The organism is Microbacterium sp. DMC48, assembly GCF_056313825.1.
Genome location: NZ_JBQUZN010000004.1, coordinates 223,553 through 238,709, shown reverse-complemented (window position 1 = coordinate 238,709; position 15,157 = coordinate 223,553). Strand labels below are relative to the sequence as shown.

13 protein-coding genes are annotated in these 15,157 nt (G+C 68.0%); 4 read left to right on the top strand and 9 right to left on the bottom strand.

Annotated features, from left to right (window positions below; translation table 11 throughout):
• Window positions 1–24 precede the first annotated feature (24 nt).
• The 3 genes from glgX to glgB all read left to right on the top strand — a co-directional run bounded on the left by glgX (window position 25) and on the right by glgB (window position 6,415).
• Complete coding sequence (gene glgX / locus ACT53O_RS06390; protein ID WP_476151605.1) at window positions 25–2,124, top strand: glycogen debranching protein GlgX; 2,100 nt, start codon at window positions 25–27, stop codon at window positions 2,122–2,124.
• Between the two features lie 188 nt (window positions 2,125–2,312).
• On the top strand, window positions 2,313–4,280 hold the full coding sequence (locus ACT53O_RS06385; RefSeq protein WP_476151964.1) for an alpha-1,4-glucan--maltose-1-phosphate maltosyltransferase: 1,968 nt from the start codon (window positions 2,313–2,315) through the stop codon (window positions 4,278–4,280).
• A complete protein-coding gene (gene glgB / locus ACT53O_RS06380) occupies window positions 4,277–6,415 on the top strand; it encodes a 1,4-alpha-glucan branching protein GlgB (protein WP_476151604.1) in 2,139 nt (712 codons plus the stop codon). The genes ACT53O_RS06385 and glgB overlap by 4 nt, the downstream gene beginning before the upstream one ends.
• A 31-nt stretch (window positions 6,416–6,446) precedes the next feature.
• Here the strand turns inward: glgB and ACT53O_RS06375 are convergent, their stop codons facing one another.
• On the bottom strand, window positions 6,447–7,373 hold the full coding sequence (locus ACT53O_RS06375; protein WP_476151603.1) for a tetratricopeptide repeat protein: 927 nt from the start codon (window positions 7,371–7,373) through the stop codon (window positions 6,447–6,449).
• Entirely contained in the window at window positions 7,374–9,131 is a 1,758-nt protein-coding gene (locus ACT53O_RS06370; protein WP_476151602.1) for a DUF8094 domain-containing protein, read from the bottom strand.
• A gap of 167 nt (window positions 9,132–9,298) precedes the next feature.
• Here ACT53O_RS06370 and ACT53O_RS06365 point away from each other — a divergent pair, with 167 nt between their 5' ends.
• Complete coding sequence (locus tag ACT53O_RS06365) at window positions 9,299–10,378, top strand: AI-2E family transporter (protein ID WP_036316666.1); 1,080 nt, start codon at window positions 9,299–9,301, stop codon at window positions 10,376–10,378.
• Between the two features lie 3 nt (window positions 10,379–10,381).
• Here ACT53O_RS06365 and ACT53O_RS06360 read toward each other — a convergent pair whose 3' ends face one another.
• The 7 genes from ACT53O_RS06360 to pyrH are packed head-to-tail and all read right to left on the bottom strand — an operon-like array spanning window position 10,382 to window position 15,089.
• Entirely contained in the window at window positions 10,382–11,095 is a 714-nt protein-coding gene (locus ACT53O_RS06360; protein WP_036316654.1) for an alpha/beta hydrolase, read from the bottom strand.
• Between the two features lies 1 nt (window position 11,096).
• Window positions 11,097–11,378, bottom strand: a complete 282-nt coding sequence (locus ACT53O_RS06355; protein WP_476151601.1) for a hypothetical protein — start codon at window positions 11,376–11,378, stop codon at window positions 11,097–11,099.
• 4 nt (window positions 11,379–11,382) lie between these two features.
• Window positions 11,383–12,120: an aggregation-promoting factor C-terminal-like domain-containing protein gene (locus tag ACT53O_RS06350; RefSeq protein ID WP_239498585.1), complete on the bottom strand. Its 738-nt coding sequence runs from the start codon at window positions 12,118–12,120 to the stop codon at window positions 11,383–11,385.
• A gap of 48 nt (window positions 12,121–12,168) precedes the next feature.
• On the bottom strand, window positions 12,169–12,735 hold the full coding sequence (locus tag ACT53O_RS06345; protein ID WP_036316650.1) for a DivIVA domain-containing protein: 567 nt from the start codon (window positions 12,733–12,735) through the stop codon (window positions 12,169–12,171).
• Window positions 12,732–13,754: a phosphatidate cytidylyltransferase gene (locus ACT53O_RS06340; RefSeq protein ID WP_036316648.1), complete on the bottom strand. Its 1,023-nt coding sequence runs from the start codon at window positions 13,752–13,754 to the stop codon at window positions 12,732–12,734. The genes ACT53O_RS06345 and ACT53O_RS06340 overlap by 4 nt, the downstream gene beginning before the upstream one ends.
• A 4-nt stretch (window positions 13,755–13,758) precedes the next feature.
• Complete coding sequence (gene frr, locus ACT53O_RS06335; protein ID WP_036316663.1) at window positions 13,759–14,313, bottom strand: ribosome recycling factor; 555 nt, start codon at window positions 14,311–14,313, stop codon at window positions 13,759–13,761.
• Window positions 14,314–14,369: 56 nt separating this feature from the next.
• Complete coding sequence (pyrH, locus tag ACT53O_RS06330) at window positions 14,370–15,089, bottom strand: UMP kinase (RefSeq protein WP_036316647.1); 720 nt, start codon at window positions 15,087–15,089, stop codon at window positions 14,370–14,372.
• Between the last annotated feature and the right edge of the window lie 68 nt (window positions 15,090–15,157).

Here is a 15,157-nt window from a genome sequence, read left to right as displayed (position 1 = left end):
CACCGCGTCACTACTCTAGAGCGCATGGCCAGCCCGAAGCCGTCCCGTGTCGCCGAAGCCCACCCTGCCACGCCCGCTCCCTTCCTCGGACCCGCCTTCGACCGGCTCGGCGTCACCCTCGGCGCCGAAGGCGGGACTCTGCGCGTGTGGTCGGAGGATGCGACCGGCATCGATCTCGTCGTCTTCGACGCGGATGATCTCGACTGGATCATCGCGACCATCCCGTTGGCCCCCGCGGGAGGCGATGTCTGGCAGGTGACGACACCGGATCTGCGCGTAGGGGCGTGCTACGCGCTTCGCGTGACAGGACCGTCCGGTCCCGGGCAGACCTTCAACCCGGAGAGCCTGCTCCTCGACCCCTATGCGCGAGGACTCGTGCCCGTGCGCATCGGCCAGTGGCGCGCGGCCGTCGTCGATGACGCATTCGACTGGAACGACGTGCCGCGCCCACACACGCCGATGGACCGCACCGTCATCTACGAGGCGCACGTGAAGGGTCTCACCAAGCGGCACCCGGACATCCCGCCGGCATTGCACGGCACTTACGCGGGACTCGGCCATCCGGCGATGATCGCGCACCTGCGGGATCTCGGCGTGACGGCCGTCGAACTCCTGCCGATCCACGCGTTCGAGACGGAGCCCCGTCTTCTGCATCAGGGACTGACGAACTACTGGGGCTACAACACTCTCAACTTCTTCAGCGCACACGCCCCGTACGCGACGGCGGAGGCCGTCGCCGCCGGCCCGGATGCCGTGCTGCGGGAGGTGAAGACCATGGTGCGCGACCTCCATGCGGCGGGCATCGAGGTCATCCTCGACGTGGTGTACAACCACACGTCCGAGCTCGGTCTGGGCGGACCGAGATCCAGCTTCCGCGGCATCGACAACCGGGGCTACTACCGACAGGAAGACGACGGCGCGTACATCGACGTCACAGGCTGCGGAAACGCCGTCAACACGGCGACCGACGCCGCCGCGCGTCTGGTGCTGGACTCCCTGCGGTACTGGGCCGACAACGTGCAGATCGACGGTTTCCGCTTCGACCTGGCCGTGACCCTCGGTCGTGGGAGTGACAACGCCTTCGATCCCCATCACCCGCTGCTGCGGGCCATCGTCGAGGACCCGGCGCTCGCGGATCTGAAGATGATCGCCGAGCCATGGGACGTCGGTATGGGCGGCTGGCAGACGGGTAACTTCGGGAGCGGCTGGGCCGAATGGAACGACCGCTACCGCGACCGCGTCCGCAACTTCTGGCTGAGCGACATCGACTACGCCCGCCGCGCGTCGACATCCCCCGTCGGCATCGGAGGGTTCGCGACGCGGCTCGCCGGCTCATCGAACACCTTCACCGCGGAACGCGGGCCGCTCGCGAGCATCAACTTCGTCACGGCGCACGACGGGTTCACGCTGCGCGACCTCGTCTCCTACGACGTCAAGCACAACCTCGGCAACGGCGAGCAGAACCGTGACGGGGCCGACACCAACCGGTCCTTCAACCACGGCGCCGAAGGCCGCACCGACGACGACACGATCCTCGCGACGCGCCGCAAGGCCATGCGCAACCTCATGGGAACGCTGCTGCTGTCGGCCGGCGTGCCGATGATGACGGCGGGAGACGAGGCCGGCCGGACCCAGCGAGGGAACAACAACGCCTACTGCCACGACTCTCCTCTCACGTGGGTCAACTGGGAGCACGCACCCTGGCAGGAGGACCTGCAGGCCCACGTCCGCCGTCTCATTCAGCTGCGCCGCGACAACCCCGCCCTGCGACCGCGCCGTTTCGCCCGCGACGCTCACGTCGTCCCCAGCGCGTCGGTCATCGACTGGTACGACGAGAACGGCGAGACGATGTCGATCGAGCGGTGGACCGATCCCGCTCACCGGACCCTGCAGTATGACGCGGCATCCACGCCGGAAGAGGAGGACCCGAACCGGATCCTCCTGGTCGTGCACGGCACCGAGAGGCCGGTCGAGGTCACGCTTCCCACGATCGAGGGCGTGAGCGGCTACGTGTCACTGTGGTCCAGCGTGCCTGACCGTCCCGACACGACCGAGCCGCTGTTCGCGCCGGGCGCCGTGCTCACCCTCCCCGGAACCGCTCTGCATCTGTTCCGGATGCAATGACGCGAACCGGACGCCGAGTGGTGTGCCCGTTCGGTGTTCGGCGGTAGGTTCGAGACGTGGCTTCGACGACGCGCTCCGCTCCCTCCGTTCCTCCTCGCGCGACGACGCTGCGCAGCGCTGCACAGATTCCGGTCCGCCCGGTCACCGTCTGGCGGGGCGTCACCGACACGCGGGCGGGACGGATCCCGATGGCACTGCCGCACCCGTCCGTGCCGGACGCGCTGTTTCGGCCATCCGCCTTCTCCGGCGAAGCCGTTGCGTTCACCGTCACCGCCTTCCGCGAGGGCCACGACCTCATCGGCGTGCACGTGCGGCTCTTCTCCCCCTCCGGAGAGGAGTCGTTGCACCGGCTGTCTGCACGCGGCGACGGCTTCGACCGCTGGAGCGTCGACATCGCTCCCCTGGAAGAGGGCATCTGGCGGTTCCGCTTCGAAGCGTTCGGCGACGATGTCGCGACGTGGGAGCACGCGGCCGACGTGAAGATCGCGGCGGGGGTCGACACCCCGCTCATGCGCGAGATGGGCGCGAGACTGTTCGCCGATGCGGCGCGGGAGAAGGATCGCCCGGCAGCCGAACGCAAGGCGTTGAGCGCTGCCGCCGGCGCGCTGCGCGACCCGGAGACGAGCGATGACGAGGCGTTGGCCATCGTCCGCGACCCCGCGATCGCCGCGTACTTCGACGCACGTCCCCTGCAGTCGCTCGTCACCGTGGGCCCCGATCTCGAGCTGCTCGTGGAGCGGGAGCGCGCGGGCGTCGGCGCCTGGTACGAGTTCTTCCCTCGGTCCGAGGGCGCGAAGCGATTGAAGGACGGATCGATCAAGAGCGGCACCTTCCGCACGGCCACCAAGCGGCTGCCGGCGGTCGCCGCGATGGGCTTCGACGTGCTGTACCTGCCGCCGATTCACCCCATCGGCGAGGTCAACCGCAAGGGACCCAACAACACGCTGACCGCCGCCGCGGGCGATCCCGGCTCGCCGTGGGCCATCGGGTCGGCAGCCGGCGGCCACGACACGGTGCACCCCGACCTGGGCACCCTCGCAGACTTCCGGGCCTTCGTCCGTGCGGCGCGGACCGAGGGACTCGAGGTCGCGCTCGACCTCGCTCTTCAGGCGGCGCCCGATCACCCGTGGGTCGCTGCTCACCCGGAGTGGTTCACCACCTTGCCCGACGGCACGATCGCCTACGCGGAGAATCCCCCGAAGAAGTACCAGGACATCTACCCGATCAACTTCGACAACGATCCTGCGGGCATTCGCGCCGAAGTCCTCCGCATCGTCCGGCACTGGATCGCGCAGGGCGTGAAGATCTTCCGCGTGGACAACCCGCACACGAAGCCGCTGCAGTTCTGGGAATGGCTCATCGCCACGGTGAATGCCGAGCACCCGGACGTGATCTTCCTGGCCGAGGCCTTCACTCGTCCAGCTCCTCTTCAGGCGCTCGCGCAGGCCGGCTTCCAGCAGAGCTACTCGTACTTCACGTGGCGCAACACCAAGGCGGAGTTGGAGGAGTTCCTTCGCTGGGTGTCCCACGACACCGCCGACTTCATGCGGCCTAATCTCTTCGTCAACACGCCTGACATCCTCACCGAGTACCTCCAGTACGGGGGGCGCCCCGCCTACAAGATCCGGGCAGCCCTGGCCGCCACCGCCGGCGCCTCCTACGGCGTGTACGCCGGCTACGAGCTGATCGAGAACGTGGCCCGGCCGGGGTCGGAAGAGAACATCGACAACGAGAAGTACGAGTACAAGTTGCGCGACTGGGATGCCGCGGCATCCCAGGGCCTTTCCATCGCGCCCTACCTGACGCGCCTCAACGAGATCCGCCGCGCTCATCCGGCGCTGCGACAGCTGCGTGACGTCTCTCTCCACTGGAGCGACGACGACGCGATCCTCGTCTACGTCAAGCACCTTCCCGCGGCGCTGAGCGTCGACGGCGTGGACGACACGATCATCGTCGTCGCCAATGTCGACCCGCATTCGACCCGCCAGACCACGGTGCACATCGACTCCACCGTGTTCGGCGTTGCCCGCGGCGCCGACTACGTCGTCGAAGACCTCGTGACCGGCGCGAGCTGGACCTGGAATCAGGACAACTTCGTCCGTCTCGACGCATTCGACGAACCCGTTCACATCCTGCACGTGAAGGAGACGCGATGAGCGATATCTCGGACGAGGTCCTCGACACGGTCGCGACGGGTTCGTATCACGCCCCGCACGACGTCCTCGGTCCGCATCAGCGCGCCGATGGATCGTGGGTCATCCGTGCGCGTCGGCCGATGGCGTCGTCGGTGACGGCCGTCGCGGACGACGGCACCGAGATCGCGCTCGATCACGTGCGCGGAGGAATCTGGGAGGGCGAAAGCCCGACACAGCCGCGGGTGTACGAGTTGGTGGCCACCTACGAGGGCGGTGCCGACTACCGCGTCGACGATCCCTACCGTCACCTTCCGACCCTGGGCGACGTCGACCGCCACCTGATCGCGGAGGGTCGGCACGAGCAGCTCTGGCAGGCACTCGGCGCGCACGTGCGTCATTACGACGGCATCAGCGGTGTGTCGTTCGCCGTGTGGGCTCCGAATGCGCGCGCGGTTCGCGTGGTCGGCGACTTCAACGCGTGGGACGGCCAGGGGCACGCGCTGCGCAGCCTCGGCTCCAGCGGTGTCTGGGAGTTGTTCGTGCCCGGGCTCACTGCCGGCACGGTCTACAAGTACGAGATCCTCACGCGCCACGGCGGCTGGATTCTCAAGGCCGATCCGATGGCCCAGCGTGCCGAGGTCCCGCCGGCGACCGGCTCCGTCGTGACCGAAAGCGCGTACAGCTGGGGCGACGAGGAGTGGATGGCCGCCCGCGCCGGCCGCGATGTCCTGTCCCAGCCGATGTCGACGTACGAGCTCCACCTCGGGTCGTGGCGACCCGGACTCGGCTACCGGGACGCGGCCGAGCCCCTGATCGCTTATCTCACCGAGACCGGCTACACCCACGTCGAGTTCCTGCCGCTGGCCGAGCATCCGTTCGGCGGCTCATGGGGCTATCAGGTCAGTGGCTACTACGCGCCGACGAGCCGTTTCGGCAGCCCCGACGACCTGCGCTATCTGATCGACCGCCTGCACCAGGGCGGCTTCGGCGTCATCATGGACTGGGTTCCGGGCCATTTCCCGAAAGACGCCTTCGCTCTCGCCCGCTTCGACGGCGACCCCCTCTACGAGCACCCCGATCCCCGCCGTGGCGAGCACAAGGACTGGGGCACGCTCATCTTCGACTACGGCCGCAACGAGGTGCGCAACTTCCTCGTGGCCAACGCGTTGTACTGGTTCGAGGAGTTCCACGTCGACGGGCTGCGCGTCGATGCCGTGGCCTCGATGCTCTACCTCGACTATTCGCGCGAAGCCGGCGAGTGGGAGCCGAACATCTACGGCGGTCGCGAGAACCTGGAGGCCATCCGGTTCCTTCAGGAGGTCAACGCCACCGCATACAAGCGTTACCCCGGCATCGCCATGATCGCGGAGGAGTCCACCAGCTACCCGGGCGTCACGGCGCCCACGAGCGCCGGAGGCCTCGGCTTCGGTCTCAAGTGGAACATGGGCTGGATGAACGACTCGCTCGAGTACATCAAGCGTGACCCCATGTACCGCGGCCATCATGAGGGCGAACTGTCCTTCTCCTTCGTGTACGCCTTCAGCGAACACTTCGTCCTTCCGATCAGCCATGACGAGGTCGTTCACGGGAAGGGCACGTTGTTCACACGGATGCCGGGTGATCACTGGCAGAAGCTCGCCAACACCCGCGCCTTCCTGGCGTACATGTGGGGTCATCCGGGCAAGCAGCTGCTGTTCATGGGCCAGGACTTCGGGCAGCTGTCCGAATGGTCGGAGGGGCGAGGACTGGACTGGTGGATGCTCGATCAGCCGCCGCACCGTCAGCTCCTCGACTTCGTGGCTGCGCTCAATCGCGTCTACCGGGAGAACTCACCGCTGTGGGCGCGCGACAGCGACGGCTCCGCCTTCCGGCGCCTCGGGGCCCCCACCTGGAACCCGAACGTCATCGCCTTCGCCCGGGATGACGACCGGGGCAACACCGTGGTCGTCATCTGCAACTTCTCCGGTGTTCCCCTTCACGACTACGCCCTGGACCTGCCCGCCGGCGGAGCGTGGCGGGAACTGCTCAACTCCGATGCGGAGGCCTACGGCGGCTCCGGAGTGGGCAACTTCGGGACCGTGCACGCCGATGACAACGGGCGCGCGACGCTCGTTCTGCCGCCGCTCGGTGTGCTCTGGCTCGGCCGCTCCGCCTAACAGCCGGCGACCGGTGCCGGAACGTTCCGTGTCAGAACAGCAGTGAGGTCAGACGACCACGGGCGCGGATGACGCGCGGGTCGCCGTCGCCGATCAGTCCGAAGAGCTCGACGAGGCGGTCGCGCACGGCGCCGCGCTCATCCGCGGGTAGCACGGCGAACAGGTCGAGCAGGCGCGCGAACGCGTCGTCGACGTGACCGCCGACGACGTCGAGGTCGGCCACGGCGAACTGCGCATCGATGTCGCGGGGCGCGGATGCCGCGGCATCCCGTGCCTGCTGGAGATCCAGGCCCTGGACGCGCTGCAGGAGACGTACCTGGCCGAGACCGGCCCGAGCCTCGTCGTCGCGCGGGTTCTCCGCAAGCGCCGCTTCGTACGCCGCGACGGCACGCGCGTAGTCACCCGCTTCGATCGCATCGAACGCCTCTTGGTGCCGCGGGGGCAGGACGGGCTCGTCGGATTCCGGCTCGGACGCCCCGTCGACGGGGACCGTGCCCGTGACGCCGTTCTGGGCAGCCAGCTGCAGCAGCTGGGCGAAGACGTCGCGGACCTGCTGCTCCGGCACCGCGCCGGTGAACAGCGGAACGGGCTGCCCCGCGACGAGGGCGACGACCATGGGGATCGACTGCGCGCGGAAGCCCTGGGCGAGCTGAGGGTTCGCGTCGACATCGACCTTGGCGAGCACCACACGTCCGTCGAGCTCGGTCACGACTTTCTCGAGAATCGGGCTCAGCTGCTTGCAGGGGCCACACCACTCGGCCCACAAGTCGACCACGACCGGCACGGATCGCGACAGCTCGAGCACCTGGCCGAAGCTCTCGTCGGTGGCATCGAAGATCAGCGACGCGCGGGAGCCCGCGGCCGGCGACGCCGTACCGGCCGGTGCCGACGGGCGCGAACGCAAAGACGACAGGTCGACGGCACCGCGCAGCACGGCGCCCGAGGTGGGATCGCTCACTTAGGGGGCTACTTTCGCGTCGAGGATGGAGGTCGAGTATCCCAGCAGCTGAATGCGCTTGCTGGAACTCTGAGAAGGGACGAAGAAGAAGAGCTGGTCGACGAAGGTCGTCGTGAAACCGGTCGAGGACTGATTCACTCCGGTGAGGGACTGCACGATTGCGTTGTTGTCGAGCTTGATGACCGCGTCGGTGTTCGTGGGCTTGACCGTGTCGCTTTCATGCACGGTCACCGCGACGATCGCTCCCGAATCCAGCGTGGCGAGCGAGATGGGTTCGTCCGGGCCGGCGGATGCGGCGTAGGTCAGCGTCCCGGTCTGCGCCCCGGTCTGATTGAACGCCTGCAGTCGCGTGGCGCGGTTGTCCGCGACCAGCTTGCGGAAGGGGTCGTTCGTCGAGTCGAACTGTGCTGCGAACGCGCTGCTGTCGCCGTTGGTGAGGATGTCGGCGTAGGCCGCGGCCACCTTGTTGGGAGCCAGCGCGAGGAACGGCGACTCCGGGTCGATGGAGATCGCGCCGACGTAGGAGGGCGCGAGGTTGAGACTGGCCTGCGACACCAGCTCGGCTTCCCTGCTCACCTTGTACGGAGACCAGGGGTCCTCCTGGGTCACGCTCAGAATGACGTCCCCCGTCTCGATGACAGCGAAGAACGTGCGCGGCCACCCGTCGTAGGCCTCGGGGAGAATGATCTTCACCGGCTTGTCCGGCACGGCGTTCAGCGCGGTGTGCCCGGCGACGTCGCGCAGCTTGTAGTCGGTCTCTCGAGCCGCCAGTGCCGATCCCGTCAACCGCAGCGCGGCCGCCGCAGGATCCTTCGCGGCGTCTGCCTTCGCCACCTGCTCGGAGATCCGCGTGAGGATGCGCTCGCCTTGCTGCTGCGTCACGGCGGGCTGTCCTTGATCCTGCGGCACGACGACGCTCTCGGATGCCGTGGGGGTCGGGGTGCCGGCCAGCTGAGGCCATGCGTCCGCGGTGCAGCCGGTGAACAGCAACGCGGCGACGCCGAGGGCCGGAGCCGCGAGCAGTGCGCGCTTGCCGCGCGTCAGCTGACGCCGCGAGGGCGTGGCGCTGATGACACCCTTGTCGGCATCCGTGACCGCGACGTCGATGGGCTCGGTCACGGGCATGGGAAGGCCCTTGCGGCGCGGTCCCCGCGATCGGCGCGCATGTCGCACGCCGAGGACGTACACGATGATGCCGACCAGCAGGAAGATGCTGCCCAGCACGATGAGCGGCCCCGCCCAGGGAGTGGTCGCGCCCGTCGGCCAGCTGAGGGTGAGGCTGCTCGGTGCCGGCTTCACTCCGTCAGTGGCGACGAGCAGGCTCATGTCCGCGGGAAGCTGCAGAGGGGTGATGAGGACGTCGTCCTGCTGGAACTCGTCCAGCCAGAGGTCGGAGCCGACGGGCGTGATCGGCGCGCTGCCGGCCGCGGGCGGGTTCTTCGCCGCGACCGCTGTCGTCGTGGTGGCGCCCCCGTCGAGGTTCACGTGGGTGTACGACGAGGGCGTCAACCACGCTTTCAGGTCGGCCGTGCGCCCGTAGGACGCGAAAATCGTGCCCGCTTCCTGAACGCGGAGAGTCTGCGATCCGCTGTGGCTGTTGAGCACGCTGCCGTCGATCAGGATGTACGGCGCGTCGCCGGTGACGGAGATCGTCTCGCTCTCGGTGCGCGGACCCTGCAGCACGGTGCGCTGGGCGATGCCGGCACCGATCATGACCGCAGCCAGCACGAAGGCTGTCACAGCCCAGACGAAACGCACGTAAGACACCTCCCGCGCGCACCGCAGACGGGATCGCGGCGCGCAATCGACATTCCAGCCTAGCGACATCCTGCTGTGCGTCGCCCGGGAGCACCCTCGCCCTGCGGTGGAACTGCGTGGCCGTGTTGACGGGAAAAGCGCCGCTCGGTGCGTATTCTGACATCACCATGAAGCTGCAGCATCCGTTCCGAACGGCTCTCGTCGCCACTCTCGGCGTCGGGGTCGGCATCCTGCTCATCTCCAGCGTGCAGTCGCTGTCGACGATTCTGCTGTACGTGGGGACGGCTCTCTTCCTGGCGCTCGGCCTCGATCCTCTCGTGAGCTGGCTCGAGCGCCGCCGTCTGCCGCGGTGGGCAGCGCTTCTGATCACCTTCGCCGCCGTGCTGGCGGTGTTCACCGGCATCGTGCTGATCGTCATCCCGGTCCTCGTGGGGCAGATCGCGCAGCTGATCACACAGGTCCAGCGCCTCATCGACAGCGCAGTCAACGGGTCATGGAACCCCGTCGACGATCTGTCGAAGTGGCTGCACTCGACCTTCCCCGCGCTGGACGTCGACATGGCGTTCAAGTACGCATCCGACTGGTTCAACAGCCTGGACTTCGCTCAGATCGGCACCTCTGCCGGCAACGTGATCCTCGGCATCGGCGCCTCGATCATCTCGCTCATCACCGGCGCGATCATCATCCTGATCCTCACGATCTACTTCACGGCCTCGACCCCTTCGCTGAAGGCGGCTGCCGCTCAGCTCGTGCCCGCCTCGAAGCGCGCGCGATACATCGATCTCTCCGAGCAGATCACCGCATCCGTGGGTCACTACGTCATGGGTCAGGTCACGCTCGGTGCGATCAACGGTGTGCTCAGCGCCGCGTTCCTCTCGATCATCGGCGCCCCGTTCCCGGCCGTCTTGGCGGTGATCGCGTTCTTCTTCTCGCTGATCCCCCTCGTCGGCACCCTCACCGGCTCGGCGATCATCGTGCTCACCTGTCTCATCCCCGGGCTCAGCTCGCCTCTGACGGCGATCGTGGCACTCGTCTGGTACGTCGTGTACATGCAGGTGGAGGCTTACATCCTGTCGCCGCGCATCATGAATCGTGCCGTGTCGGTGCCCGGCGCCGTCGTCGTGATCGCCGCATTGGCCGGCGGCGCCCTCCTCGGGCTTCTCGGCGCGCTCATCGCGATTCCTGTCGCGGCCAGCGTCCTGATCATCTACCGGCAGGTCATCATTCCCCGTCAGAACGAGCGCTGAGTCCTATCCCTCGTCCCATTCGGTGGCGAGGGGCAGCGCGTCCGGGTTGACGGCTGCGACGATCTCCGTCAGAACGCGGCGGGTCTGCGTCTCCCCCACCCAGAGATGCTTGCCCCCGTCGACGGCGATCACTCTCGCGTGGTCGACCGGCGCGAAGCGGTCCCGAGCCTGCTCAGGGCGAAGGTAGTCGTCGAACTCCGGGATCAGCGCCACCAGCTGCCGAGACTCCCCCTGCCACGCGGCGACGTCCTCTGCCGTCGCACGATGCAACGGCGGTGAGAGCAGGATGACGCCGTCGATCGCGTGATCCCGGCCGTATTTGAGAGCGAGCTCGGTACCGAAAGACCATCCCACTAGCCAAGGATGCGGCAGCCCTCGCGCCTCGACGAAAGCGAGCGCCGCGGCGACGTCGAACTCTTCGGCGCGTCCGCCGTCGAAGGCTCCCTCACTCGTTCCGCGGGGCGATGTCGTGCCGCGCGTGTTGAAGCGCAGGACCGCAAGGTCGGCCAGAGCCGGCAGCCGTCCGGCTGCCTTTCTCAGGATGTGCGAGTCCATGAACCCGCCGGCCGTCGGCAGCGGATGCAGTGTCACGAGCGTCGCGACGGGGTCGCGCTGTTCGGGAAGGGCGAGTTCGCCCACGAGGGTCAACCCGTCGAGGGTCTGAAGCTCGATCTCCTCACGCCGGGCGGGCAAAAGCACCGGTCCGCGAATCTCCATCTCATGCCACCTTCCAACAAGCCGTGTGCCAGTGCCGACGCGCGGCCAGATCCGCGGCGTCGCCCAGGACGCCATCGGCACGCCACACCACCACGTGGGCCGTGCCGGGCGAGATCGACCGACCGCACCCGGGACACGTGTAGTTCTTCTGCGCCTGTACGGCGCTCACGGGTTGTACGGTCCATTCCGCGCCGCGCCGGCTCTCGGTGCGCTTCCAGCCGCTCAGCAGCCGATCGAACGAATCGTCGGCTGGTGAGGGCTGCCGTCGGTTCGCGCGCGGCATCTTCTCAGTACCACCCCGTGGACTGTGAGTGCGACCACGCCCCGCACGGGCTGCTGTAGCGTCCGCCGATGTAGCCGAGACCCCAGGCGATCTGCGTGGCGGGGTTGGTCTCCCAATCGGCGCCCGCGGATGCCATCTTGCTTCCCGGAAGCGCCTGCGGAATGCCGTAGGCACCGCTTCCGGCGTTGTACGCGCCCACACGCCATCCGGACTCCTTGTTCCACAGCGCCACCAGGCAGGCGAACTCGTCGTCGCCCCAACCGCGTTGCTGCACCATGGCGTAGGCGATCGACTGCGCCGTGCCCGGATCGGGTGCGACGAACGGAGGCGACCACGACGAACTCGACGCGGACGACCCCGTCGCCGCTGACGGCGTCGGGGTGGGGGTGGGCTTGGGTGTGACGTACACGCTGTACACGACGCCGTCTCGTCCGAGTCCGACTGTCTGGTCGGATGCGGCGAGGTAAGCCTGTGCGTTCGCGATGGTGGACGCATAGAGGGAGATCGGAGCCACCTCTGCGGCGTGCGCGCGCGGGCTCGCCGCCGTCATCGGGCCGATGTAGGCGGCGCCGAAGCCGAGAACGGCCAGGACCGCGAAGACGCTCATGACGCCGCGTCGGCGCGACCACTTTGCCGTCGTCGCGGCTGGACGGACGCGACGCCCGGCGACGTGGTTCCTCCGCGCGGCACGCGTCGCAGGGACGTCGGCGCTGGCGGGCGTCAGATCGGCGTCGGCAGTCACAGTCCTCCGATTCTAGCGCCCGGCGTTGGGCGTGTCAGGCGGGTCGGCTCAGACGACGGCGAGCATGACCTCGACCGTCGCGTCGAGGACGGCGTCGACCTGCGCCTCGCTGTAGCCCCGCCGCTGCATGCGGAAGGCGACGGAGCGCACCTGGTCGACGGTCACGGCTTCGCCGTTCTCGAGGAAGCGGGCGATCTTGTCGGCGACCAGATCGACCTCGTCGACCCGGTAGCCGAAGCGCAGCAGCCCGACACGACGGAAGCGGCGCCCCTTGGGGCGGGTGAGGCGATCGAGCACCTCCTGGGCCAGCTTGCGCGACTGTCCGACCCACGCCCGAGCGCCACGGCGCGACAGCGCCTGCTCGCGCTCACGGGCGGCGAACGCGTCTTCGATGCGACTGAGCGCGGCATCCACCGCCGCAACCTGGTATCCGCGGCGCACCAGCGGGAACGCGGCCGTGCGGACGGCCGACGCATCGATCTCCGTCGAGTCGCCGGACTCGAACGCGGCGCGAGCACGGGCGAGGAAGTCGTCGACCGCATCCGCACGGTAGCCGCGGGTGCGGCCGGTTGTCAGCGGAAACGGCGTCGCGCTCGTCTCGGGGGCGTCGTTCATGAGACCACCAGGGGGAAGAAGAGGAAGTAAAGGGCGAGAGCGGCTGCGGCGGAGGGCAGAATCGAGTCCAGTCGGTCGAGTACGCCGCCGTGGCCCGGCAGCCACGAGCTCATGTCCTTGATGCCCAGATCGCGCTTGATCATCGACTCGCCGAGGTCGCCCACGGTTGCACATCCCAAGATCAGCAGTCCGAAGACCACGCCGGCCCACCACGGGATGCCGAGCATGAACAGCGCCCACAGGACAGAGGCGACGAGCGTCGCGACGGCTCCCCCGGCGAACCCTTCCCAGGTCTTCTTCGGGCTGATGCGCGGGGCCATCGGATGCGATCCGAACGCGAGCCCGGACGCGTAGGCCCCGGTGTCGGTCGCGACGACCGCGATCAGCATGCCGAGCACCCAGTACTCGCCCTGGTCTTGGCGGAGCAGGACGAGCGCGAGGCTGGCGAGGAACGGCACGTACAGCGGGAGGAAGCCGGCGATCAGCACATCGCCGAGGACCTCGCCGTAGCGGCGGCCGTCACGAGCCACCATCTGGGCGAGAAGCCGCCAGACGATCACCGCGGTGACAGCGCCGAAGGTGAGCGCCCAATGGGTCAGGTGGCCGGCGAAGAAGGCCGACAGCATGATGACCGCGCCGGCGACGATCTGCGGCCACACATCGACGCGCCGGCCCGCCGTCTGCAACGCGCGGCTGAACTCGAACACTCCGAGCAGACACACCGGCACGGCGAAGACGAGGAAGAGCCACTTGATGAAGAGCAACGAGCCCAGCACGACCGCTCCGACGGCGAGGCCGATGAGGATCGCCATCAGAAGGTTGCGACCGGTGCGCGCGTTGATGCGATCTGTGACTTCTTCGAAGTCCGCCCGAGCCCGGTCCATCTGGTGCTCGATCTCGGTGCGCGCGGCGCGCACGTGAGCCTGGAAGCTCGCCGGGCTTGCGGAGCGCGTACGATCCCCCTCCGGGTCCGAAGCGCCTCCGGTCCCGGCATCCCCTGGCGAGTCGGTGGTGGGCACGTCCTCAGACCTCGAGAAGCTCGGCTTCTTTGCGCTTCAGAGCCTCATCGATCTCGTCGACATGGCTGCGCGTGACGCCGTCGAGCTCCTTCTCGGCGCGAACGAGATCGTCCTCGCCGACCTCGCTCTTGAGAGCGTCGAGCTCGTCCTTCGCCTTGCGACGGATGCCGCGGAGGTGCACCTTCGCGTCTTCACCCTTCGAGCGCACGAGCTTCACGTACTCCTTGCGGCGGTCCGCCGTCAGTTCGGGCATCGTGACACGGATGATGTTGCCGTCGTTCGTGGGGTTCGCGCCCAGGTTCGGCATGTCGCGAATCGCCTGTTCGATCGCCTTCAGTGCCGACTTGTCGTACGGCGTCACGACGAGCGTGCGTGCTTCGGGCGTGTTCAGCGACGCCAGCTGCGACAGCGGCGTCGGCGACCCGTAGTAGTCGACCAGGATCTTCTGGAAGAGCTGGGGGTTCGCGCGTCCCGTGCGCACGGTCGCGAAGTCGTCCTTCGCGGCCTCCACGGCGCGGTCCATGCGGGCGGACGTGTCGGCCAGGATCTCGGCGATCACGGTCACTCCATTCGTTCGGTACGTCAGATCGAGTCTAGTGCGGGGCGCCCCGTCGCTCAGACGCTGACGAGCGTGCCGATCGACTCGCCGAGCAGCGCGCGCGTGACGTTGCCCGCCGGCTCCATGCCGAACACGCGCATGTCGATGCCGTTGTCCATGCAGAGGCTGAAGGCCGTCGAGTCGACCACCTTGAGCCCGCGCTGGAGGGCGTCGCGATAGGTGATGGTGTCGATCCGCTCGGCATCGGGATTGGTCTTGGGGTCGGCCGTGTAGACGCCGTCGACGCCGTTCTTGGCGACGAGCACCTCGTCCGCCCCGATCTCCAGTGCGCGCTGGGCGGCGACCGTGTCGGTCGAGAAGTAGGGAAGACCGGCGCCGGCACCGAAGATCACGACCCGGCCCTTCTCCATGTGGCGTTCCGCCCGCCGAGGAATGTAGGGCTCGGCGACCTGGGTCATCGAGATCGCGGACTGAACGCGTGTCGCAGCTCCCGCCTGCTCGAGGAAGTCCTGCAGCGCCAAGGCGTTCATTACCGTGCCGAGCATGCCCATGTAGTCGGCACGTCCACGGTCCATGCCGCGCTGGCTCAGCTCTGCACCGCGGAAGAAGTTGCCGCCGCCCACGACGATGGCGATCTCCACCCGATCGACCGCCGCGGCGATCTCGCGCGCGATCTGACCGACGACGTCGGGGTTGACCCCGAGCTGACCTCCTCCGAAGGCCTCTCCGGACAGCTTCAGGAGGACGCGACGGCGTCCGGTGTTCTCATCGGTCACAGGGGGGTTCCTCTCGTCGAGATGCAGACTATCGAAGGCGGGGCATGGAAAAGGGGTCCGCATTCGGT

What these genes read in the sequence shown, in the direction of transcription:
- glgX (WP_476151605.1), top strand. Translation starts at nt 25, where the DNA reads ATGGCCAGCCCGAAGCCGTCCCGTGTCGCCGAAGCCCACCCTGCCACG.
- ACT53O_RS06385 (WP_476151964.1), top strand. Translation starts at nt 2,313, where the DNA reads ATGGCACTGCCGCACCCGTCCGTGCCGGACGCGCTGTTTCGGCCATCC.
- glgB (WP_476151604.1), top strand. Translation starts at nt 4,277, where the DNA reads ATGAGCGATATCTCGGACGAGGTCCTCGACACGGTCGCGACGGGTTCG.
- ACT53O_RS06365 (WP_036316666.1), top strand. Translation starts at nt 9,299, where the DNA reads ATGAAGCTGCAGCATCCGTTCCGAACGGCTCTCGTCGCCACTCTCGGC.
- ACT53O_RS06360 (WP_036316654.1), bottom strand. Translation starts at nt 11,095, where the DNA reads ATGGAGATTCGCGGACCGGTGCTTTTGCCCGCCCGGCGTGAGGAGATC.
- ACT53O_RS06355 (WP_476151601.1), bottom strand. Translation starts at nt 11,378, where the DNA reads ATGCCGCGCGCGAACCGACGGCAGCCCTCACCAGCCGACGATTCGTTC.
- ACT53O_RS06345 (WP_036316650.1), bottom strand. Translation starts at nt 12,735, where the DNA reads ATGAACGACGCCCCCGAGACGAGCGCGACGCCGTTTCCGCTGACAACC.